We start from the raw sequence: 19,573 nt of genomic DNA, 5'->3' as shown, positions 1-19,573 counted from the left end.
CACCCATAGGATCTACGAAAAGCCCGCGTCCGGAGCAGGGGAGCCCTGTCCGGGCCAAGTTCCCGTTGCGCGCGCCCACCCCGTGCGCTATCCGGCCGGAAAGGCCTGAGGCGGCTTCGAAAATTTGCCCCGCCCGGCTGACCCAACCAGGACGGAAACCGCCATGCCAGCCTATCGCTCCCGCACCACCACCCACGGCCGGAACATGGCGGGCGCCCGCGGCCTCTGGCGCGCGACGGGCATGAAGGATGCGGATTTCGGCAAGCCGATCATCGCGGTCGTCAACTCCTTCACCCAGTTCGTCCCCGGCCACGTCCACCTCAAGGACCTCGGCCAGCTGGTCGCCCGCGAGATCGAGCAGGCCGGCGGCGTGGCGAAAGAGTTCAACACCATCGCGGTCGACGACGGCATCGCCATGGGCCATGACGGCATGCTCTACAGCCTGCCGTCGCGCGAGCTGATCGCCGACAGCGTCGAATACATGGCCAATGCCCATTGCGCCGACGGCCTGGTTTGCATCTCCAATTGCGACAAGATCACGCCCGGCATGCTGATGGCGGCGTTGCGGCTCAACATTCCCGCCGTGTTCATCTCGGGCGGACCGATGGAAGCCGGCAAGGTCAAGCTGCAGGGCAAGACCAAGGCCGTCGACCTCATCGACGCCATGGTCGCCGCGGCCGATTCCAAGGTCAGCGACGAGGACGTCAAGGTGATCGAGCGCTCGGCGTGCCCGACCTGCGGCTCCTGCTCGGGCATGTTCACCGCCAATTCGATGAACTGCCTGACCGAGGCGCTGGGCCTTGCGCTGCCCGGCAACGGCACGGTGGTCGCAACCCATGCCGACCGCAAGCGGCTGTTCGTCGAAGCCGGCCACACCATCGTCGATCTCGTCCGCCGCTATTACGAGCAGGACGACGCCTCGGTGCTGCCGCGCAACGTCGCCAACTTCAAGGCGTTCGAGAACGCGATGACGCTCGACATCGCGATGGGCGGCTCGACCAACACCGTGCTGCATCTGCTCGCGGCAGCCCATGAAGGGCAGGTCGAGTTCACCATGCGCGACATCGATCGGCTGTCGCGCCGCGTGCCTGTCCTTTGCAAGGTGGCGCCATCGGTTGCCGACGTGCATGTCGAGGACGTGCATCGCGCCGGCGGCATCATGGGCATTCTGGGCGAGCTCGATCGCGCCGGCCTGATCGACACCTCGGTCTCGACCGTGCATGCACTGACCATGAGCGACGCGCTGGAGCGCTGGGACGTCAAGCGCTCGAAGAGCGAAGCGGTGCGCACCTTCTTCCGCGCCTCGCCCGGCGGCATCCCGACGCAGGTCGCCTTCAGCCAGGAGCGCCGTTACGACGAGCTCGATACCGATCGCGAGAAGGGGGTGGTCCGCAACCTCGATCACGCCTTCAGCAAGGACGGCGGCCTCGCCGTGCTCTACGGCAACCTTGCGCAGGACGGCTGCATCGTGAAGACCGCCGGCGTCGATGCCTCGATCCTGAAATTCTCCGGCCCCGCGCGGGTGTTCGAAAGCCAGGACGCCGCGGTGGAAGGCATTTTGGGCGGCAAGGTCGTCGCCGGCGAGGTCGTGGTCATCATCTACGAAGGCCCGCGCGGTGGCCCCGGCATGCAGGAGATGCTCTATCCGACCAGCTATCTGAAATCGATGGGCCTCGGCAAAGCCTGCGCGCTCGTCACCGATGGCCGTTTCTCCGGCGGCTCGTCCGGCCTGTCGATCGGGCATCTGTCGCCGGAAGCCGCCGAAGGCGGCAACATCGGGCTCGTGCGGACCGGCGACCTGATCGCGATCGACATTCCGAACCGCAGCATCACCTTGGAGGTCTCCGACGAGGAGCTCGCCAGCCGCCGCGCTGCGGAAGAGGCGAAGGGAGATGCCGCCTGGCAGGCGACGAACCGCAAGCGCAACGTCTCCACCGCGCTCCAGGCCTATGCCGCACTCACCACCAGCGCCGCGCGCGGCGCGGTGCGCGAGGTCAAGCGTCGCCCGAAATAAGCGCGTCCTTGTAGCCCGGATGGAGCGAACGGGTCGGCGCGAAGCGCCGTCCGAGAGCGCAGTCCGGGGCAAGTGCGAGACCGGACGGGACACCGTCCCGGATTTCGCTTGCGCTCCATCCGGGCGACGCGTCCGGCCGCGTGGCGTCAGCATGCATGGTCAATGAATCCCTATCGATCGCCCGCGGCTCCGCGATCGCGTTAAGGATGCCCCAACGAAGTTCGGCGGCTTTGGATTTCGCGGCGTATATTGCCGCGACCTTCGATCCAAATCCATTTCGGGCAACTGGGGCACCATCACAATGTCTCGTACTCTTGCTGTCGTTTTCTCAACGGCTGTCGCCGCGATGTCGGTGACGGGCTCAGCTTCCGCCGGATGCTACAATTGCTACGCGCCGCCGCCGTGCACGACCTGCTATCAGCAGCAATACGTGCAGCCGCAATACCGCACCGTCGACGAGACCGTGATGGTTTCGCCCGGCGCCACGGTCGCGCATCGCACCCCGGCGCAGTACCGCACCGTGATGGTCCCGCAAACCGTGATGGTCGCGCCCCCTGGCGTCCAGTACGAGCGCATCCCGCCGCAATACGCCACGCGCCAGCGCGTCGAGATGGTCTCGCCGGGGTATTCGTACTACGCGCCGGTGACGACGGGCTGCGCATCCTGCGGGTACTGAGCTAACGCAGCCAAGAACGGATTTTGCGCGGCGCTCCTTAGGGGCGCCGCGTTTTCTATGATGTCGCCCCATGCGGACCCACAAGATCACCTTCGGCGAGATGCGCGAGAGGGCGTTCGTGGCTGCCTGGCCTATTGCTAGCGTTGCAGCCATGAAGCTAAAAAACAGCGGATCGTCGAGGCGCTTCGCAAGGTCTCCAAGAAATATCGGCCATTCATTAAGGCGTTGAACGAAACGGAATAGCCGCGAAGAAGCTATCCGGGTCGCAGTCGGCGCAGCGCATGGTCTGCCAAGCACGCGGGGGCGATAGGGAAGATCAGGCCACAGCATGAAGCATGTCGCGGCGCGGCCCTATGCCGATCCGGAAGCCGCCGCTTCAGCTCGTTCAGTTCGCGGCAAGCGTCGAGCCGGTCCAGGACGGCCGCATTCACATCGAGAAGATCAACGCGCCGTTCATGTTCACGTTCGGTGGCAGCGGCAGTGAGTTCGGCGCCGGCCTCAGATACGCGATCGAGAAGGGCTGGCTCGATCTGCACGAAAGCGGGACCTGTGTGCGGCTGCTGGCGCCTGGCGAGGACCTGCTCGGTCGTCAGTAGATCAGCATGGAAGACAGCCATGCCGTCAGGCACGCGCAGAGAACAATTCCCAGATACGGCAATGCGATGCGCATCGAATATCCTCCGAGACGCTTCCAATGCCGTGTCATCGCATATTCGCGAGTCTGCGCCTAGGCGCTCGGTGAAGGCGCGCTTCTTGTTTCTGACGGACCGGCCCTAAGCCGCTGGGCTTCCTCTCTCGTCAGAGCGGCAAGCCTGTCCAGTTGATTAGCTAATCCGGTGAAGGTCCTTGCGATGTTCTTCAGCAAAACTGCTCGTTCCACAGAAAGATCGGACGATTGAGCAAGGGCCCGGTATTCAATCGCGAGTTCTTGACATCTGGCGGCGTCAAACATGCTTTTTCCCGACAAACAAATGAAAAGCAACATATCAGCAGCTACAATCGTTGCAGGGTAGTGACTAGACCAGGCAATCGCAAGCTGTGTCCCGCCAATAGGTTAATTGGCCTCTGCGCAAGACGAGATAGGCGGCCGGGACGGTAGGCTCCCGCTGGCAGCCTTTTACCAAATTTCCAGTACCGGGATTTACCCGATTGCGTCGCCGCCATGCGGCACCCTATGGTTCGGCCCATTGGCTTATTAGTTGGGGCGGGGGCTCCCTTTGGCTATCTCGATTGCCGTCGCGGAAACGCGATCCTTGTCGCGCGTGTCCACGCGCGCGCTCGTTTACATTGTGCCCTTGTCGCTCGCTGGCGCCTATTTCCTAGCTTGGCCAATTTGGCGCGCACAGTTCTTGATTGAAATCTGGCCTACGGAGTCGTGGAACGCCTATTGGCAGGACACGGCCGCTGCGTGGCGGCCGATCTATCCCGGTCCCGATAGCCTTGCTGGCAATAACTACCCGCCGCTCTCGTTCTATGCGATCGGGGCGCTCGGCAAGCTGCTGGGTATGGACAACCTGTTTGTGGGGCGCGCGCTCTCGCTGTTGGCCCTGGCGGCGCTGGCCCTGGAGGTATTTCTTTCGGTCCGGATCTTGGCCTTGGGCCGCCTCGGCGCGACTGTTGCGGCGCTTTGGTACGTCGCGATGATGGCGCGCAACTCGACCATCTACATTGGCGCGAACGATCCGCAACTTGCTGGCCTCGCCATCATGGGCGCGGCGCTCGTGTATTTCCTTCGGCTTTGCCAGCAGAAGCGGTCTCCCGTGCCCGCGCTGTTGCTGATGGTCGTCGCGGGCTTTTGGAAGCACAACATCATTGGGATCCCACTGACGGCGCTCTGCTGGCTCTTCATCTCATCGAACCGCGAGGCCGTCAGAGCGACATTCGTGAGCGGCTTGGTAACCGTGGCCGGACTTCTCGCCTGCGTCGCCGTGTTCGGGCCTAATTTTGTCCCCGATCTTCTGGCCCCGCGGCAATACAGTTGGTCGAATGTTTTGACGAATGTGGGGCATCTGCAATGGTCTGCGCTCGCGCTACTGATTTGGGGCGCATGGGCGATCTTCGATCACCGCTCCACGCCCGCGAGGTTTACCGCCCTGCACATCAGCATCGGGCTTCTTGCTTGCATCGTGCAATGGTTGGGCCATGGCATTTTCGGGAATGCCGAGTTCGATTTGATATTCGCGCTCGCGATCGGCCTCGGCGTCACCTTCAATCGCATGGAGTCGAGTTACGTTGCGAGAATGATTGGACCCGATCGTTGCCGGGATGCGATGGTCCTTGCGCTTCTGCTGAGGCTGATCCTGACCGATCGGCAGGAAACGGCTCTTCTTTTCCTAAGCCCTGAGTTCCGAGGGTCGCTGTATGCGAGCGAACATAACGTTTTGAACGAAGCCAAGATCGTTGCGGCAATCCCCGGTGACGTCGCCTGCACGATCAAGCTTATTTGCAGGCAAGCGGGCAAGTCATTCGTCGTTGATGAGTTCAGGACGGACGAGATGGTGGCAACAGGGAAGCTCGCCCCCGCCGACATTCCTGCTCTGCTGAGCGCCCAGAATATTTCACTGCATCCCAAGACGCAGCCGACCGGACCCGAGCAAGACACGTCGTTTTCGAGGTGGTGGCGAAGGCGAACGTAACTAATCGTAAAGGCGTATCGCTGAACCGCGAGCTTGTTCGGTGGCGGGAGCCAATGCTTGACCGATCAGGGATGGAGGCAACGATCCCGTCGCACCGCGCGCGGTGCGAAAGAGGTGTTCGAACTCCAGCGCGGGCTGCTTTCCGCAACTACCTGAAGCGGAAGCGGTTGAAGCAGGCAGACAATAACCTGTCGGCTGCGAGCACCTCCTTGTCCTCCAGTCCTGAAAGTGGCCAAACTTGTCCCCAACTACAATCTGTGCGCGGCTGTTCTTGATCTCGGCGCCTGTAAGTGCTTGATGCTGCTGATACGGAAGGGTGGCCGAGTGGTTTAAGGCACCGGTCTTGAAAACCGGCGTGCCCGCAAGGGTACCGTGGGTTCGAATCCCACCCCTTCCGCCAGTATATTGTTCGCCACTGTTCGTGGTCGTTCGAACTCCACAGCAAATTCAGTGACTTACGCCGAAAGACTGTACTTCGCAGTTCGTCGGTGTTCTTCCTAATCGGGTCACTGACCGTAGCTGAAGACCGTGGGTTCGGAGGACGATTCTCTCGGAGGAACAATGGCTGGACGGCTCAAACCACTCGACGTAGAGCGCCTCCTAAAGCTCGGCAAAGACGAACTGATCTTCACCAATCCTGATGGCGGAGCATTCTCCGAAAACGCAATGCTCGCCGTGCTTGATCGTCTTGGCTACGGACACGTGACGGTGCATGGCTTCCGGTCAACCTTTGCAACTTGGGCGGAGGAATGCACCGATTATTCGGACGGCGTACGCGAGGCGGCGCTAGGCGATCAAATAGAAGGTGGTTGCCAGCGCCGCGGCGAGGATCGTCAAGCGTGTGGCCGCTTTCATCATTTTCGTCATGGACGACCTTTCGATGATGAAGTTTAGCCCGCTAACGATCACAACCATGAATGCCACAAGCAACCACATGACGCTCATCCTCTGATTGAGCAGGTGGCATCTGTATCGGGCCAGGTGTCCTAATTTTTCGTTGCACCTTATTCTAACCAGACAGCACCCAACATAGGTCTGCTCAGGGTCAAAATGCGACCTCGCTGGAAGGGCAGCTCTCGGCGCGAAGCGGACTTCGCCGTCGGTAATGCCTAATTGTCGCGACCCAGAGCGCTGCGCGCGCTGTCAGTGGGCGGCACTACTCAAGAACCTCATATTCGAACGCCACGCCCTCGGGATCATTCTCATCGAACCATCTTTCCGCTGCATCGACCGTGGCAAACACCTTGATGCGGTCTGGATCGCCGACCCTCTTGCCGGTGTTGACGTAAACGAAGACGGTCATAGCTCTCCATAGCAGGATGGCTTCGGTTCTTGACATTGATTCAGAATTTCTGCCGCCCGCCGCGGTACTGTCGATCGCGATGCTTGGAGACCAATCCCTCGACGCCCATGCGGCAGGCTGCGCGGAACAGGTTGGGTCCGATCTCGCCGCGCTCAAAGGGCGCAACGGTGATGCCGTCCGGCCGGCGCGCCAGCAACTGCTCTAGTTTGGCTTTGCGCACGTGCAAGGGCAGGGACCGCAGGTCATCGCCACCCATCGCAAGAATGTCGAAGGCGTATAGCTGCACCTCGTGATAGTGCTTGCGGGAGTGCAGCGCGTCGAAGTCGGAGATGCCGTCTATCCCGAGCACAACGGCCCCGCCATCGATGACAAAGTGCTTCTGCCGGTTCTTCAGCGCGGCCGCGGCGATCCACGGATAGCGCCTCGTCCAGTCGCTACCATTACGCGAGAGCAGGCGCACGTGGTCGCTCTCCTGGATAACCTAGAGGCGATAGCCATCCAGAGCTCGTACGCCATACGCATGCGCCGCAGACAAGAATTTCGCGGGCGGGGTCAAATCGCTAAAGTTCAATGAACGTTCCCCGGGCGTTCATGAACCTTTATTCGCTGCGGCGAGTTCTTATCGATGAGGCAGGTTCACGCATGGGGACCGATCAATGAAGCGCCTCCGGTTCAAACCAAAGTCCTCGCTGAAGGTACGGCTTGCTATAGAAGCCCGGCAGTTGAGCGACGAAGCCGAGACCTTCCCACCAGGGCACAAACGAGACAGTCTGCTTAGGAAGTCCCGACAGACCAAAGTTGCGTCCGACATAGTCGAATGGTTGATATCACCGGGTAGATGATCCTGCCGCTCGGCGCGGTGGCCGCAAAGATTGGCTGCATCAGCGGATGGGGGGGCAGAGGATGATCTCCGGATCAGGCCAGGCGAGCGTGACGGCGCTTCCGGTGGGCCGATTAAATCGATAACGCGGCCCGCTCGGCACCGCGCCTAATTCGGCCCGACGACCCTCCCGTCAGCGATAGAGGCTGCAAGGCCGTGGGCGATCAGCTCTCGATTTGCTTCACCGTCGAGATCGGCCATCGACCCTCATGCCCCGCGATCGAGATGCGGAGTCCATGCTCATCATCGAGGAAGACGCCATCGATTGTGCCAGCCTTGCCGTCAGTCAAGACGACGGCCTTGCCGACTAACTCTTTCTCGGCCTCGTGCATTTCACGCAAGATGTTCATGGCTCGTTTGTCGCCTGTGCTCGAGGCGCTCATGGTGCCAACTCCAAACGGGCCGCTGATCTGCGCGTCAAGCGCGGGCGATCTCAATAACCTCGCTGAGCTTGTTTTCGGCGTCGTAGATCTTGACCTGAAGCCGAGGGAATCGGTTCTTCAGCTGTATGTCGGCTTCCAGGGCGCTCGCTTTCGCCGCGAAGGTCGTCTTGACATGACCGTCGACGATAAAGGCATAACCGGTTCTCAGGGGGCAATCGATGCCTTGGTGGTGCGGGCGGACGCTACTGCCGCTACCAGCCTGCGCTTCTCGCGCATGGGAAAAACTCCGCTTGTCGGGACTGCTGATCAACTGCCCGCGGTCCCCAAGGTTCCTGTCACCAGATGCGCCAATGCACAGACGGCGCGCACTCGCGGTCCTGGAATGCAAAACAGTCCGCCCGAAGGCTGCCGGCAAGGCAAAGCGCCGCCCAGTATCGCAAAGCGAACCGAGCGCAAATCGAGGCTCGATTAGGCTGCGGGCGCTTGGCCATACAGAGGAACGGCTATTGCCATATGAGACCTATGCACTCGTAGTTGACGCCGTAGGGATCATCGCTCTCGCCGTTTTGATCGTCGGACAGCGAATACGAAAAGAACGCCGAGCATCCGCCGCATGAAGCTCACCACCGAACGCCCCTTCGCCAACCCGGAAGCCGCTGCACGCAAGCTGGTCGAGATCGCGGCCGGCGTCGCCAGTGCAGGACGTTGATCCGCAAATCGAAGGCGCAGAGCGTATCGATCAGAACGTCGACATGGGCCTCGTCCGCCTGAACTACAAGTTCGGTGGCCCGTTGATTGCGAAGTACTGAACGAGCTTCGATAAATAGCGAAGGGCCGGCTTAAAAAGCCGGCCCTTTTGTTGTGGAGACCGACATGACCAAAACTTATAGTCCCGTCGCGCCCTCCCAGTTAGCTAACGAGCTGAACGCGGCATTCGAGTCGGCTGAAGCTCGCACAATCTGCAGGGCGATCGGGAAGGCGCTCGAGCACTTCAATATTTCAGAAGTCGCAAGACAAACCGGTCTGCAACGAACGAGCCTTTATCGAGCCTTCGGCGACGAACAGCTTCCACATTCTTCAACTGTTCTCGGTGTGCTGACGGTTATGGGATTGGAGATGAGGGTAATTCCCCGGCGACGTCGCAAGAAGTTGCTTAACTGATTGGAGACAGCAGGGCGGAGAGACGGCCCCGGCTTCAGGGGGCTGGATGTTATAGGCCGGGGCCGCTCCGCCAGCTTGGGCAAGCTAGCGAGACAGCAAACCGGATAATCTGGACTCGGTTCCTAACGGAGCTCCAGCAGATCCGGCCGGGCGTCAGTAGCCGCACGTAGGTACCGCTCTCGTGCAGGTCGAGCCAGCCGCGCTCGACATCACCGCGGCAGCCAAAGTAGCGGGCCTAAGTCGAGAGCACCTGTCCCGCGAGCTCGGCAGGCCGCACATCGCCGCTCTTTTCCGTCAGAAGGTCGAGCGCAACCTCGTCATCAGCGCGGCCAGCCGAATCGAAGATCATCAATCCAACCGGGTGGTGATCCGAGAGCTGAAATATCTTATTTGATCCTTTGAAATAGCGGCTCTCTACCTTTTCGCCGGTCCACTGTGAAACGGTTGCCGCGCTGTCGGCAGCAAGCACCGCTGCCAACCGGTTCATTATGCAAACTTCGGCAGTCATGAGAATCCCCCTTGTCGGCAGGATTCCGCAACCGTAGAGTGAGCGCAAGGGGTTAGCGCGCAGGCAGCCGGTCAACTAGGTTGGACAGCACCAATGGCGGCAGATTGATGCCTGACAGCTTCCATCCTGCTCCGTAAAAATGCAGGCTGATGCTTCCGGCCTTCTCAGCCGATCCTAGCTCCAGCGCAAATTCGACGGGCTTGACCGGAGTGATCCGTCCGAGGACGACGAAGATGTTCGAAACGTCTTGGTCCGCGAGCGCTGACATCGTTCCAAAGCTGATATTCTCCGCCGCATTGCGAACGGAGCCGCTTCTCAAGAGCACAGACAAATTCTCCGGCGTCAGGAGCTTGGTCGCGAGATCATCCGCAATCGTCGCGCCGATCCTGTTGATTGCCATTCGCTCAAGTGGACGCACCGGCCGTTTCTGCCCAAGCCGATCGAGATAGGCGGCGACAACCTGATCGACGAGGGAATGACGCACCCGCGGAAGGTCTGTCCTAGCCATGACCTGGGCAACGTCACTGTTCCGAACGGCCGAAACGAGATCTAACAGGGAAACGAAAGCCGACCCGACATAGACCCCGAGGCAGATCACGACGGCCACCAGGATGCCGACGACCCATTTCATGGAACGCCAATCAAAGCCGTCGCGCTTTGTTCCAAGCGACAAAAACGCCCGGCAGCGGATGATGGCTGCGAGTGTTCCGCGAGCGGAGGGCCGCGGCAAGAGGATCGGGCCGGAAGGCAGGCAAGATTATTTCTTCAGGATAAGTCCCATTGCGCGCGCCATTCGCCTTACGGATCCGGCGTGCCGCCCAAGCGCCACCGCTATCTCCGATACGACACGACGACGCGCCAACCACGCAAGCCGCTTTCGCTCAGCTTCTGTCCATTCCTTTGGCTTCGACGATCTCATTTCGAAATGATCGAACGAGCTCGACGCGGGCGATATTGGGAAATTTACGGGTGGCGGCGGGCAAGTAAAAGGCCCGCCGTGCTGCCGCTGGCTTTAGGCTAGTGCAGCACTCTGGCGGCCTCGGCGAGCCGGACCTTCTCTCTCAGATCCTCGAGCTCCCGAAGCATTTTCAGGAGGTCGGGCAGCACGTGTGCACGTTCAAGAATTCGGACCTTTTGTCCCATCGCTCCACGCCTCCATGGCACGCTGACGGCGAGCGACATCAAGGCGTACACAAGCAAATTTTCCCTTGCGCGGGGAATTGCTTTTTTAACCAAATCAGCTGAGCATGTCCGTGGGCTTGGAAACCCGGACCTGGAATACCCGCAATCCATTAGGGATCATGCTCTCGATTGGATTCGAGAGTTGCGGCGACGTCGGAGGCTCTCATGCCAACGACCATGGACGCGCTTGGCGGCGCGGGGCCTTGGAAAGCCCTTATCCTGGAAGCGACCACCCATGACTATCGCAAGACCTATGTTTCCGCCGCGAGCGGAGTCCGTGGATTCGATCCCCAGCCAACCCGCCACCGGACAGCCCGAAACAGGCAAACGCACCAGCGAGTCCCGCAAGCCCGCTGAGGGCCTATCCCGCCGGACCATGCTCCGGCGCAGGGTGCACCGGAAGCGCGACCGGCAGCGGCTGATGACGCACCGGCGGTGGTTGAGGCGTTAAGACTGAGGCCCGCCGGTCCGCGCTGGCGGGCCTTTTCACATCATCGTCTTGCAGGGTACTCGAACAGCGCGCGCTTACGGCAGTTGCGGTTGCCTTGCGCGCCGAAGCGTCGAGTCGACCACGCATTCCGCCACTTTGGCCGCTTCACTGTGTATCCGCCGGCATTCTTCCCGAATTTGTTTGATCTGGCTGTGGTCGCCGTGCAAAACAACCGTCACGTAGACAATCGCGAGGCAAAAAATCACGAACACCGCGATACCAATCGTCCTCATGGCGGCGCCTCAACCTATTCCAGAACCTCGTACTCGAAGGCGACGCCTTCCGGATCGTTCTCCTCGAACCACTTTTCCGCGGCATCAACCGTGGCGAAGACTTTGATGTGGTCCTTATCGCCGACCTGCTTGGCGATGTTGACGTAAACGAAGACGGTCATTGATCCCTCTTCAGTTTGCGCCGCCCCCAATGCGGCTCTTTTCCCTTGGGGTTAAACTCCGGGACGTAGTGTCGGTTCAGCGCCCGCATGACGCCGATACCGGCGAACATCGTCGGGCCGCCGCCTTCGGCCACTAGATTCGCAGGCTCCGGACTTGCGATGTGCGGGCAAAGTGAAGGCGAAGCAAGCTTGCTGGAAGAGCCGGCCTACGCTTGGCCGAGCGCGCCCAGATAAACGCTAGGCCGCTACCGCTCGGCCTCCGGGATCCCGCCGCGGGGTGCCCCAATGTTCGCGGCGGGTGCTCTCCGAACATCGCGAAATAGTAGTGTGAGAAGCGGCCGAGTTCGTAGAAGCCTTGGTGCATGGCCACTGATGCCACCGTGGTCGTGCCTGGCGCGCTGTCGCGCAGAATGGAATGGACAGTGCACAGGCGCTTGTGCCGCAGGAAGGAAACCGGGCCAAGGCCGAACACCTCCTGAAAGGCGCGATGCAAGGTGCGTCGCGACTGTGCGCGAGCGGAGGCGCCTCTGTCCGCGTACCGACGCACCGACGATCGCCTCTGACGGATTTTCCGAAGTTGCCAGACTACCCCTGTTTTGCCCGACGAGTCAAAGACGGCATCGTCGCACGACATAAGTCATTGATCCCGCTGGTCCCAGCTACTGTGCATGGGGTTGTTTTCGACTTTTGGATTTGGCGCTCATGGGAGGACCTTAGGTCCGGATTCGCTCGCCCAATAGGATGCTGATTGCTCAGCTCTTTTGGTTAGGTCCAAATGCACCTTCGCGTGCGTGGCGCGGAACTCTTCCGGCGCTCCCGCGTTGCCTCGTCATGACTGAAGACCTTTCCTTTCGACGCAAACCCCTGACCCCCGAACAGCGCCAGGCGCGTGATGCGACGCGCCGGATCGAGGCGGAAAAGGCCATGCGCGATCACGAGGAGGCGCAAAAGGCGTTTTACGCCAATCGCGAGCGGCTGAGAGCCGAGCGGCTGGCGCGCGAAGCGCGCGACAAGGGCTGATCTGCGCTTCTACGACCTGGCGCCAACCCGCCATGCGAGTGGCGCTCGCTTGAGCGCCTGAACGGCGCCGGCGAATGCACCGCGCGGAGGCGATCGCGCTTCGATCGCTTCAGCCGCGGCGCGGCAATCGTCGGCCACCTTCAAGAGGCCAGTCCGCGCAAGGTCCATGGTTGAGAGCGCCGCCTGCTCCAGGCAGAGCCGCTCAAGCCGTCGAAATTCCCGCAAGTCTCTGTTCATGCGTCGGCCTCGATATCCCCAGACGACATGCGGCCGCGAGTCTCGTTAACAAATGGTAAACGAGCCCGCATAGCCGATCAGGCTGGTCCGGACCTGACGCCCGCGATCGGACCCACCACGGGGGGCGGTCCGACTTATTCAGCCTGCTTGCGCATGCCGGAATCGCTGAGCTTGTCGACGAAGGCAATTCCGATCGCCGAGACCACGAAGGTGAGGTGGATCAGGACCTGCCAAGATGGCCGGCGGAAGACGCGGCGATGCCTGCCACTGCCTGCGGATTGTCCAGCCCCGTGCTATCGTGGCCAACGAGCGCCGCGCGGCGGTGCGGATCGGAGGGCGGGCGGTGTCCTGCAGCAGCTTTGGCAGAGGTCTCGACAGAGGTCTTGGCAAGATCGCGCTCAGCGCCGTGATGGTCTTTGGCGCAGGCGCTACGGAGGTGTCGGCGGGGCCCCTGACGCCGTTTCGCGACGAGGCGCAGGCGCAGCGCTATTGCGCGGGCGACAAGGTTGTGTGGCTGGATTTCAGGAAGGGCCTCTACTACGCCAAAGGGCTGAAGCGCTACGGCAAGGGTTTTGACGGCAGCTTCGTCTGCCTGAACGAAGCCCGCGACAGCCTCTATCGCCGCTCGCTGCTTGGCTTGCGCTGAACGACTCGTGGCCTGAGCCCCGCGGAAGTCCCGGCTAGTTCTGGCCCGGCAGCTTTACAGGTACGTGCGCCGAGGTGCTGATGACCCGGGGACTTCCGTCCGGATAGGTGCGGTCGCTGCGGATCAGTGATTCCAGCACCAGGAAAAACTTCTCGGCGAGCATTTGCGTCACCCTCGTTGGTTATGGCCTCTTGAAATGAGTGGAGGCAACGAGGGCGGAAATTCAATCAATTAAACGGGAGCGGGATCATCCTGGGCAAACACGACTGTTGAGTCGCGGTATGGCTATGGTCTGAACGCAGCGGAGTGTCGTTGGTGTTCAGCCGAAGGCGAGTGCCACGAGGCTTGAGCAGAGCAGAACCAGGCCGCCGGCGGTCAATGCCAGAAAGCCATCGGATACGAAATCATGGTTGCGCATGGACCACCTGCCGCTCTCGTTTTCGATGCTCGATCGGATCGAATAAAAAATGTCCGAACGCGCCGCCTTGAAAGAGGTGATGCAATGTCTCCCGCGCGAGCGCCTCAGGCCCTCGTGCGGTAACCTTCAAACGCATGGGCCAGGAAGATCCCCGCGCTTACCAGACCCATCAGTGCCGAAACCGTCTCGATCATCGTGAAATTCCATTCCGCCCTGCACCCGAGAGAACGCGTGCGGCCCTGCACAGTCAAAAGAATTCCAGTGAAAGTCGCGACAATGGGGATGGAGTGAGGATTCGGCGCAACAGCCTGTTCAGGAGTGGCACAGAGAATTTCCGCCGTGAAGCCGCCCGCGATCAGTAGATAAACGGGGAAGGGCCAACGTCCCGTTTACCATCCCGGCGCGAACCTCGCCCGCTCCCCATTTCCGCCGTGTTCCGGTTGCGATATCGTGGCGACTTCCGACGCGGTGGTGGGCCGCCTCGGAAAAGGGACCGGAAGGCGCTTCCCGCAGCCAAAGCGGTTGGGTAAGTCTCCGGCGAAATGGTATTTGGGGCGAATGGGGATCCGACGGTCAGATTCGGTTTTGCGGGCCGCACGTGGCGTTGCGGCGGCCGCGACCTGCCTCGCGCTCGCCAACTGCGCATCGTCGGGCAAGTTCGCCAGCCGCGTCGATCCGAAATACGGCGTGTCCTCGAGCCCGCGGGTCGTGGCCCTGGGTGATCCCGTTCCGAAAGGCGGCGGCACCTATCGCATCGGCAAACCCTATGTGGTGGCAGGCCGGACCTACGTGCCCGAGGAGGACGTCAACTACCGTGCCGAGGGCATGGCCTCCTGGTATGGCGACGATTTCCACGGCCGCCTGACCGCCAATGGCGAAGTGTTCGACATGACCTCGCTGACGGCAGCGCATCCGACCCTGCCGATGCCGTGCTACGCGCGGGTGACCAACGTCTCGAACGGCAAATCGCTGATCGTCCGCGTCAATGACCGAGGCCCGTATCACGGCAATCGGCTCATCGACGTTTCGAACAAGGCCGCCGAACTGCTTGAATTCAAAGGCAATGGCGTCGCCAGGGTCCGTGTCGAATATGTCGGCCGGGCGCCCCTGGAAGGCTCCGACGACCGCCAGCTCATGGCGACCTTGCGCGCCGGCGTTCCGGCACCGAGCCCGTCCATGGTTCGCGTCGCCTCAGCAAGACCGTTCGTGCCTGAGCTTGCGTCCCCGGGACGGGGAGCAATCCGCGGCGAGGTCCCAATGCCGGAGGGACGGCCCTACAATCTCGGCAACAGTTCTGCCGACGTCGCCTCGATCGGAGCAACCTCGGAGATGTCGGCCTCGAGCCGCAGCCGGGGCCGGGCACTCCAGAACGCCCGCGCCGTGTCCTATGACGAAGATGGCCGCTACGCGACCGAGGGCACTCCGTCCTCCGCCTATGTGTCTGACGGCGGCGCCGCCGAGGCGCGCGGCATCCTGAGCGGCCGCGGCCTGTACTAGCGCGCCGATGCCTCGCGCAGGAACGTGAGCAGCGCGTCGTTCACCTCGCCGGGCCGCTCCTGCTGCACCCAATGGCCGGCGCCCTCGATGATCAGCTTCCGCGTGAGGTTGGGCAGCACGCGCTCCAGCTCGTTGACGCGCTTGGCGCCGATCAGGCCGGTGATGACGGCGTCCTTGGAGCCGGCGATGAAGAGGGAGGGCTGGTGGATCTGCGCATCCTGCCAGGGCGCCGTCAGCTCCCAATTGCGGTCGATGTTGCGATACCAGTTCAGCCCGCCGCGGAAGCCGGACTTGCGGAAGGTTTCTGTGAAATAGGCCAGGTCAGTCTGGCTCAGCCAGCCCGGCAGCGGCTCCTCGGAGGTCGCATGGCTGAGGAAGCCCTTACCCTCCGGCACGAACATCGCGGCGCTGGGATCGGCAAGGCCGCGTCCGCCGAGCACGATGCGCATGGTGCGGGCGACATCACGCTCGAGTTCGGCTTCGGCGACCCCGGGTGTCTGGAAATACTGCCAGTAGAAGTTGGTGACGCCACCCTGGCGGAGCAGGTCGAGCGGCTTGCCGCGGCCGCGGAACGGCGGCGGCACGCTCAGGCCCGCGACCGCCGTGAAGATGTCGGGCCGGAACAGTGCCGCATGCCACGCGACCGGCGCACCCCAGTCGTGGCCGACCACCATGGCCTTGCTCTCGTCGAGCGCCTGCACCAAGCCGACCACGTCACCGACGGTATCGAAGATCGAGTAGGCGGCGACATCAGGCGGCGCCGCACTCTGGCCGTAGCCGCGCATGTCGGGCGCGACGACGTGAAAGCCGGCGGCTGCGAGCGCCGGGATCTGATGCCGCCAGGAGTAGGAGAGTTCCGGCCAGCCATGGCACAGCACGACCAGCGGTCCCTCGCCGGCTTCGCGGATGAACAGGTCGATCCCGTTGGCCTTGATCACGCGGGTGGAAGACATCGCTTTTCCGCCTTGTTTCAGGGGTTTGGTCGCAAAACATGAGGTGGCACGATAGGGGCGCGACGAGAATCGTGCAATCTCACGGACAAGCGGCCAACCTCGTGTTGTTCGCACTGGTTCCAACTGTTAGAACGCCGCTCTCAGGGCTTGGCCATGGCATGTCGTGTTTCTTCGCTTTGTCGCCCCCGGCTCACGGCTGGAGCGCTGGCGCGCGGGCTGTTCGCGGCGGTTCTGATGGCGAGCGTCGGCTGGGGCGGGGTGCTCCAGGCCGCCAACCAGAGCGTCCAGGGCGCCAAGAAAGCGGAAGAGTCCGGTTTTGACGGAGATGCCCCCACCGCGATCCTGACCGAGGCCTCCAGCGGCAGCGTGTTGTTCGAGAAGAACGCCGACGAGCTGCGCGCGCCGTCCAGCATGATGAAGCTGATGACGGCCGAGGTCGTCTTCAACGCCATCAAGAAAGGCGACATCAAGCCCACCGACGAGTACCGGATCAGCGAGAACGCCTGGCGCAAGGGCGGGGCGCCCTCGGGCGGCTCGACCATGTTTGCCGCCATCAACAGCAAGGTCTCCGTCGATGATCTCTTGCACGGCGCGATCATCCAGAGCGGCAACGACGCCTGCATTGCGCTGGCCGAAGGCATCGCCGGCAACGAGCGGATCTTTGCCGCCGACTTCATGACCAAGCGCGCCCGCGAACTCGGCATGACCAAGTCGACCTTCGGCAACTCCAACGGTCTGCCCGATCCCGGCAACAAGATGACGGTGCGCGAGCTCGCTATCCTTGCCCGCCACATCATCCTGGACTTCCCCGAATTCTACAAACTGTTCGGCGAGAAGGAGTACACGTGGAACAAGATCCGCCAGCCCAACCGCAATCCGCTGCTCAATTCGATGGAAGGCGCTGACGGCCTCAAGACCGGCTACACCAAGGAGGGCGGCTACGGCATGGTCGGCTCGGCCGTGCAGAACGGCACGCGGCTGATCGTCGTCGTCAACGGACTGGAAGACCCTGAGGATCGTGCCACCGAAGCCAAGAAGATGCTGGAATGGGGCTTCCGCAATTTCGAGACCCGCACGCTGATCGCGGCCGACCAGCCCGTCGGCTACGCAAAAGTGTTTGGCGGTGAGAGCCGTTCGGTGAAACTCGTCGCCAAGACGCCAGTGAAGGTGATGGTACACAAGAACGGCAGCGACAAGCTGATCGCGCGCGTCGTCTATAGCGGCCCAGTGCGCGCGCCGGTCGAGGCCGGCCAGAAGGTCGGCGTGGTGCGGGTCTGGCGCAGCGGCAATATCGCGGTGGAGACGCCGGTCTATGCGGCCGAAGCAATTGGCACCGGCTCGACCATGCGCCGCGCGATCGACGGCGCCAGCGAGCTCGTGATCGGGATGTTCCGCGCGGGCGCCGAGAAGCTCTGATCATGAGTGAAAGCGCGCTACAGCGGGCGCCCGGACGCGGACGCTTCATCACCTTTGAAGGCGGCGAGGGGACGGGCAAGTCGACCCAGATCAAGAAGCTCGCCAGCCGGCTCAGTGCGGCGAAGCTGCGCATCTTGGTCACGCGCGAGCCGGGCGGCTCGCCCGGCGCCGAAATCATGCGCTATCTGGTTTTGTCGGGCATGGGCAAGCTGCTCGGACCCGAGGCCGAGACGCTGCTGTTTGCTGCCGCGCGCGATGACCATGTCCGCACCGTAATCGAACCCGCGCTCAAACAGGGCACTTGGGTCCTGTGCGATCGTTTCGCCGACTCGACACGCGCCTATCAGGGCAGCCTCGGCAGCGTGCCGGCCGGGCTGATCAACGCGATGCAGCGGGTCACGATCGGCGATCTCAAGCCGGATCTCACCATCATCCTCGACCTACCGGTCGAGATCGGCTTGCAGCGCGCCGCCGCACGGCGCGGCAGCGGCACGCCTGACAGGTTCGAGGGTGAGAACCTCAAGTTCCACGAGGGCCTGCGCGATGCTTACCGCAAGATCGCTGCGGAGGAACCCGCACGCTGCGTGCTGATCGACGCCAATTCCGACCCCGACACGGTTGCCGGGCGCGTCTGGGCGGCGGTGCGCGATCGCCTCCTTCCAACGCCGGCATCGGTGGTCTCAGCATGAGCCGGCGTCAGACCGGGCGCGAGACGGCCATACCGCATCCGCGCGAGACCGGCCGGCTGTTCGGCCATCGCGAGGCGGAGACGGCGCTACTGGCCGCCTATCGCGGCGGGCGGATCCCGCATGCCTGGCTGATTGGCGGGCCGCAGGGCATCGGCAAGGCGACGCTCGCCTATCGCATGGCGCGCTTCGTGCTCGCTCACGGCCAACCGCTGGCGCCGACCGTGCAGCGCGCCGAGAACCTCGCGATCGATCCGAACGATGCCGTGGCGCGGCAGGTGACCGCGGAATCCCATGGCGGGTTGTTGGCGTTGGAGCGCACCGCGAACGATCGCGGAGTGATGCGCACGGTGATTACCGTCGACGAGACGCGCGAGACCATCTCGTTCTTCGGCTCGACCGCGGCGGCTGAGGGCTGGCGCGTCTGCATCGTCGACACCGTCGACGAGCTCAATCCGAATGCGGCCAACGCGCTTCTCAAGATTTTGGAGGAGCCGCCGCAGCAATCGCTGTTCCTGCTGGTGAGCCATGCACCTGCGCGCGTGCTCGCAACGATCCAGTCGCGCTGCCGCAAGCTGCGCCTGCGTCCGCTCGCGACCGACGAGGTGATTGCCGCTGCGGCGGCAGCCGCCGATCTCGATCCGAACGACCCGGCGCTGCGTGAAGGGGCGGAGGCCTGCGAGGGCAGCGTCGCACGAGCGCTGACGCTGCTCGGCGGCGACGCCCTGAAACTTCAGCAGCGCACGGCTGCGCTGCTCGCGCGCCTGCCGCAGATCGATCCTCGTGAACTGCACACGCTCGGCGATTCGCTCGGCACCAGCGACCGCGTCGCGCTTGCGGCCTTCATCGACGGCATCGACCGCTGGATCGCCGAGCGCCTGCATGCCGACGAGGCCAATGCCAACCAGAACCTGCCGCGCCTTGCGCGCCTTGCGGAGGTATGGGAAAAGATCGTCCGCGCCGCACGCGACACCGAAACCTATAATCTGGAGCGCAAGCCCCTGGTCTTCTCGGTGTTCGGCTGGCTGGCGGACGCAACGCGCTAGGCGCAGGTTCGTTTCCAAATTTTCGAG

24 protein-coding genes, 1 tRNA gene and 2 pseudogenes are annotated in these 19,573 nt (G+C 62.6%); 13 read left to right on the top strand and 14 right to left on the bottom strand.

Annotated elements, in window-relative coordinates; genetic code table 11:
* Nucleotides 1–163 precede the first annotated feature (163 nt).
* The 6 genes from ilvD to FXV83_RS43895 all read left to right on the top strand — a co-directional run bounded on the left by ilvD (nt 164) and on the right by FXV83_RS43895 (nt 6,220).
* Nucleotides 164–2,014 (top strand): dihydroxy-acid dehydratase, encoded by a 1,851-nt coding sequence (ilvD, locus tag FXV83_RS07250; RefSeq protein WP_148738496.1) that lies wholly within the window; start codon nt 164–166, stop codon nt 2,012–2,014.
* Between the two features lie 301 nt (nt 2,015–2,315).
* On the top strand, nt 2,316–2,690 hold the full coding sequence (locus tag FXV83_RS07245; protein ID WP_187435729.1) for a hypothetical protein: 375 nt from the start codon (nt 2,316–2,318) through the stop codon (nt 2,688–2,690).
* 353 nt (nt 2,691–3,043) lie between these two features.
* Nucleotides 3,044–3,286 carry a hypothetical protein gene (locus FXV83_RS07240; protein ID WP_347341040.1) on the top strand — a complete coding sequence of 81 codons (243 nt, stop codon included), beginning with the start codon at nt 3,044–3,046 and terminating at the stop codon, nt 3,284–3,286.
* Between the two features lie 657 nt (nt 3,287–3,943).
* Complete coding sequence (locus tag FXV83_RS07230; protein ID WP_148738494.1) at nt 3,944–5,326, top strand: hypothetical protein; 1,383 nt, start codon at nt 3,944–3,946, stop codon at nt 5,324–5,326.
* Nucleotides 5,327–5,636: 310 nt separating this feature from the next.
* A tRNA-Ser gene (locus FXV83_RS07225) sits at nt 5,637–5,726 on the top strand.
* A 161-nt stretch (nt 5,727–5,887) separates the two neighbouring features.
* On the top strand, nt 5,888–6,220 hold the full coding sequence (locus tag FXV83_RS43895; RefSeq protein ID WP_235939331.1) for a hypothetical protein: 333 nt from the start codon (nt 5,888–5,890) through the stop codon (nt 6,218–6,220).
* A 262-nt stretch (nt 6,221–6,482) separates the two neighbouring features.
* Here FXV83_RS43895 and FXV83_RS42505 read toward each other — a convergent pair whose 3' ends face one another.
* The 4 genes from FXV83_RS42505 to FXV83_RS07200 all read right to left on the bottom strand — a co-directional run bounded on the left by FXV83_RS42505 (nt 6,483) and on the right by FXV83_RS07200 (nt 8,202).
* Nucleotides 6,483–6,629, bottom strand: coding sequence for a hypothetical protein (locus FXV83_RS42505; protein WP_187435728.1), 147 nt, complete (start codon nt 6,627–6,629; stop codon nt 6,483–6,485).
* Nucleotides 6,630–6,669: 40 nt separating this feature from the next.
* A complete protein-coding gene (locus tag FXV83_RS07215; protein ID WP_347341041.1) occupies nt 6,670–7,107 on the bottom strand; it encodes an ATP-dependent DNA ligase in 438 nt (145 codons plus the stop codon).
* Between the two features lie 566 nt (nt 7,108–7,673).
* The gene (locus tag FXV83_RS07205; RefSeq protein WP_187435727.1) at nt 7,674–7,892 is read right to left on the bottom strand and encodes a PRC-barrel domain containing protein; all 219 of its coding nucleotides are present in this window, start codon (nt 7,890–7,892) and stop codon (nt 7,674–7,676) included.
* Between the two features lie 34 nt (nt 7,893–7,926).
* Nucleotides 7,927–8,202: a hypothetical protein gene (locus FXV83_RS07200; RefSeq protein ID WP_235939330.1), complete on the bottom strand. Its 276-nt coding sequence runs from the start codon at nt 8,200–8,202 to the stop codon at nt 7,927–7,929.
* 563 nt (nt 8,203–8,765) lie between these two features.
* Here FXV83_RS07200 and FXV83_RS07195 point away from each other — a divergent pair.
* The gene (locus FXV83_RS07195) at nt 8,766–9,053 is read left to right on the top strand and encodes a helix-turn-helix domain-containing transcriptional regulator (RefSeq protein ID WP_148738492.1); all 288 of its coding nucleotides are present in this window, start codon (nt 8,766–8,768) and stop codon (nt 9,051–9,053) included.
* A 235-nt stretch (nt 9,054–9,288) separates the two neighbouring features.
* On the opposite strand, the gene FXV83_RS07190 is transcribed toward FXV83_RS07195, so the two are convergent.
* The 6 genes and pseudogenes from FXV83_RS07190 to FXV83_RS07175 form a co-directional block, all read right to left on the bottom strand.
* Nucleotides 9,289–9,561 (bottom strand): hypothetical protein, encoded by a 273-nt coding sequence (locus FXV83_RS07190; RefSeq protein ID WP_148738491.1) that lies wholly within the window; start codon nt 9,559–9,561, stop codon nt 9,289–9,291.
* Nucleotides 9,562–9,613: 52 nt separating this feature from the next.
* Nucleotides 9,614–10,168 (bottom strand): DUF2939 domain-containing protein, encoded by a 555-nt coding sequence (locus tag FXV83_RS07185; protein ID WP_235939329.1) that lies wholly within the window; start codon nt 10,166–10,168, stop codon nt 9,614–9,616.
* A 410-nt stretch (nt 10,169–10,578) separates the two neighbouring features.
* Nucleotides 10,579–10,704 carry a hypothetical protein gene (locus FXV83_RS44875; RefSeq protein WP_283811698.1) on the bottom strand — a complete coding sequence of 42 codons (126 nt, stop codon included), beginning with the start codon at nt 10,702–10,704 and terminating at the stop codon, nt 10,579–10,581.
* 564 nt (nt 10,705–11,268) lie between these two features.
* Nucleotides 11,269–11,466 (bottom strand): hypothetical protein, encoded by a 198-nt coding sequence (locus FXV83_RS07180; RefSeq protein ID WP_148738489.1) that lies wholly within the window; start codon nt 11,464–11,466, stop codon nt 11,269–11,271.
* A gap of 14 nt (nt 11,467–11,480) precedes the next feature.
* The gene (locus FXV83_RS42500) at nt 11,481–11,627 is read right to left on the bottom strand and encodes a hypothetical protein (protein ID WP_187435726.1); all 147 of its coding nucleotides are present in this window, start codon (nt 11,625–11,627) and stop codon (nt 11,481–11,483) included.
* A gap of 133 nt (nt 11,628–11,760) precedes the next feature.
* Nucleotides 11,761–12,147, bottom strand: a pseudogene (locus FXV83_RS07175) (helix-turn-helix domain-containing protein); the annotation flags it as partial.
* A gap of 311 nt (nt 12,148–12,458) precedes the next feature.
* Between FXV83_RS07175 and FXV83_RS07170 the strand changes: the two are divergent.
* A complete protein-coding gene (locus FXV83_RS07170; protein ID WP_148738488.1) occupies nt 12,459–12,647 on the top strand; it encodes a hypothetical protein in 189 nt (62 codons plus the stop codon).
* 9 nt (nt 12,648–12,656) lie between these two features.
* Here the strand turns inward: FXV83_RS07170 and FXV83_RS45115 are convergent, their stop codons facing one another.
* A complete protein-coding gene (locus tag FXV83_RS45115) occupies nt 12,657–12,884 on the bottom strand; it encodes a hypothetical protein (protein ID WP_148738487.1) in 228 nt (75 codons plus the stop codon).
* Between the two features lie 134 nt (nt 12,885–13,018).
* A pseudogene (locus tag FXV83_RS43885) lies at nt 13,019–13,117 on the bottom strand (TIGR00645 family protein); the annotation flags it as partial.
* A gap of 176 nt (nt 13,118–13,293) precedes the next feature.
* Here FXV83_RS43885 and FXV83_RS07155 point away from each other — a divergent pair.
* Nucleotides 13,294–13,530 carry a hypothetical protein gene (locus tag FXV83_RS07155; protein WP_148738510.1) on the top strand — a complete coding sequence of 79 codons (237 nt, stop codon included), beginning with the start codon at nt 13,294–13,296 and terminating at the stop codon, nt 13,528–13,530.
* A gap of 34 nt (nt 13,531–13,564) precedes the next feature.
* On the opposite strand, the gene FXV83_RS44870 is transcribed toward FXV83_RS07155, so the two are convergent.
* Nucleotides 13,565–13,693, bottom strand: a complete 129-nt coding sequence (locus FXV83_RS44870) for a hypothetical protein (RefSeq protein ID WP_283811697.1) — start codon at nt 13,691–13,693, stop codon at nt 13,565–13,567.
* An 813-nt stretch (nt 13,694–14,506) separates the two neighbouring features.
* On the opposite strand from FXV83_RS44870, the gene FXV83_RS07145 reads away from it, so the two are divergent.
* On the top strand, nt 14,507–15,445 hold the full coding sequence (locus tag FXV83_RS07145; RefSeq protein ID WP_148738486.1) for a septal ring lytic transglycosylase RlpA family protein: 939 nt from the start codon (nt 14,507–14,509) through the stop codon (nt 15,443–15,445).
* Here FXV83_RS07145 and FXV83_RS07140 read toward each other — a convergent pair.
* Complete coding sequence (locus FXV83_RS07140) at nt 15,442–16,398, bottom strand: alpha/beta fold hydrolase (protein ID WP_148738485.1); 957 nt, start codon at nt 16,396–16,398, stop codon at nt 15,442–15,444. The two genes, FXV83_RS07145 and FXV83_RS07140, sit on opposite strands and share 4 nt — an antisense overlap.
* A gap of 153 nt (nt 16,399–16,551) precedes the next feature.
* Here FXV83_RS07140 and FXV83_RS07135 point away from each other — a divergent pair, with 153 nt between their 5' ends.
* Genes FXV83_RS07135 through FXV83_RS07125 form a run of 3 tightly spaced genes read left to right on the top strand, consistent with a single transcriptional unit; the run spans nt 16,552 to nt 19,546 of the window.
* Entirely contained in the window at nt 16,552–17,814 is a 1,263-nt protein-coding gene (locus tag FXV83_RS07135; RefSeq protein ID WP_148738484.1) for a D-alanyl-D-alanine carboxypeptidase family protein, read from the top strand.
* A gap of 2 nt (nt 17,815–17,816) precedes the next feature.
* A complete protein-coding gene (gene tmk, locus FXV83_RS07130) occupies nt 17,817–18,503 on the top strand; it encodes a dTMP kinase (RefSeq protein WP_148738483.1) in 687 nt (228 codons plus the stop codon).
* Nucleotides 18,500–19,546 carry a DNA polymerase III subunit delta' gene (locus FXV83_RS07125; RefSeq protein WP_148738482.1) on the top strand — a complete coding sequence of 349 codons (1,047 nt, stop codon included), beginning with the start codon at nt 18,500–18,502 and terminating at the stop codon, nt 19,544–19,546. The genes tmk and FXV83_RS07125 overlap by 4 nt, the downstream gene beginning before the upstream one ends.
* Nucleotides 19,547–19,573: the final 27 nt, after the last annotated feature.

Source organism: Bradyrhizobium hipponense (assembly GCF_008123965.1).
Lineage (GTDB): Bacteria > Pseudomonadota > Alphaproteobacteria > Rhizobiales > Xanthobacteraceae > Bradyrhizobium > Bradyrhizobium hipponense.
This window is presented reverse-complemented; position numbering and strand designations above follow the sequence as displayed.

Excerpts from the sequence above, each read along its gene's own strand:
- ilvD (WP_148738496.1), top strand. The coding sequence starts at position 164 with ATGCCAGCCTATCGCTCCCGCACCACCACCCACGGCCGGAACATGGCG.
- FXV83_RS07245 (WP_187435729.1), top strand. The coding sequence starts at position 2,316 with ATGTCTCGTACTCTTGCTGTCGTTTTCTCAACGGCTGTCGCCGCGATG.
- FXV83_RS07240 (WP_347341040.1), top strand. The coding sequence starts at position 3,044 with ATGCCGATCCGGAAGCCGCCGCTTCAGCTCGTTCAGTTCGCGGCAAGC.
- FXV83_RS43895 (WP_235939331.1), top strand. The coding sequence starts at position 5,888 with ATGGCTGGACGGCTCAAACCACTCGACGTAGAGCGCCTCCTAAAGCTC.
- FXV83_RS42505 (WP_187435728.1), bottom strand. The coding sequence starts at position 6,629 with ATGACCGTCTTCGTTTACGTCAACACCGGCAAGAGGGTCGGCGATCCA.
- FXV83_RS07205 (WP_187435727.1), bottom strand. The coding sequence starts at position 7,892 with ATGAGCGCCTCGAGCACAGGCGACAAACGAGCCATGAACATCTTGCGT.
- FXV83_RS07195 (WP_148738492.1), top strand. The coding sequence starts at position 8,766 with ATGACCAAAACTTATAGTCCCGTCGCGCCCTCCCAGTTAGCTAACGAG.
- FXV83_RS07190 (WP_148738491.1), bottom strand. The coding sequence starts at position 9,561 with ATGACTGCCGAAGTTTGCATAATGAACCGGTTGGCAGCGGTGCTTGCT.
- FXV83_RS44875 (WP_283811698.1), bottom strand. The coding sequence starts at position 10,704 with ATGGGACAAAAGGTCCGAATTCTTGAACGTGCACACGTGCTGCCCGAC.
- FXV83_RS07180 (WP_148738489.1), bottom strand. The coding sequence starts at position 11,466 with ATGAGGACGATTGGTATCGCGGTGTTCGTGATTTTTTGCCTCGCGATT.
- FXV83_RS42500 (WP_187435726.1), bottom strand. The coding sequence starts at position 11,627 with ATGACCGTCTTCGTTTACGTCAACATCGCCAAGCAGGTCGGCGATAAG.
- FXV83_RS07170 (WP_148738488.1), top strand. The coding sequence starts at position 12,459 with ATGACTGAAGACCTTTCCTTTCGACGCAAACCCCTGACCCCCGAACAG.
- FXV83_RS45115 (WP_148738487.1), bottom strand. The coding sequence starts at position 12,884 with ATGAACAGAGACTTGCGGGAATTTCGACGGCTTGAGCGGCTCTGCCTG.
- FXV83_RS07155 (WP_148738510.1), top strand. The coding sequence starts at position 13,294 with ATGGTCTTTGGCGCAGGCGCTACGGAGGTGTCGGCGGGGCCCCTGACG.
- FXV83_RS44870 (WP_283811697.1), bottom strand. The coding sequence starts at position 13,693 with ATGCTCGCCGAGAAGTTTTTCCTGGTGCTGGAATCACTGATCCGCAGC.
- FXV83_RS07145 (WP_148738486.1), top strand. The coding sequence starts at position 14,507 with ATGGGGATCCGACGGTCAGATTCGGTTTTGCGGGCCGCACGTGGCGTT.
- FXV83_RS07140 (WP_148738485.1), bottom strand. The coding sequence starts at position 16,398 with ATGTCTTCCACCCGCGTGATCAAGGCCAACGGGATCGACCTGTTCATC.
- FXV83_RS07135 (WP_148738484.1), top strand. The coding sequence starts at position 16,552 with ATGGCATGTCGTGTTTCTTCGCTTTGTCGCCCCCGGCTCACGGCTGGA.
- tmk (WP_148738483.1), top strand. The coding sequence starts at position 17,817 with ATGAGTGAAAGCGCGCTACAGCGGGCGCCCGGACGCGGACGCTTCATC.
- FXV83_RS07125 (WP_148738482.1), top strand. The coding sequence starts at position 18,500 with ATGAGCCGGCGTCAGACCGGGCGCGAGACGGCCATACCGCATCCGCGC.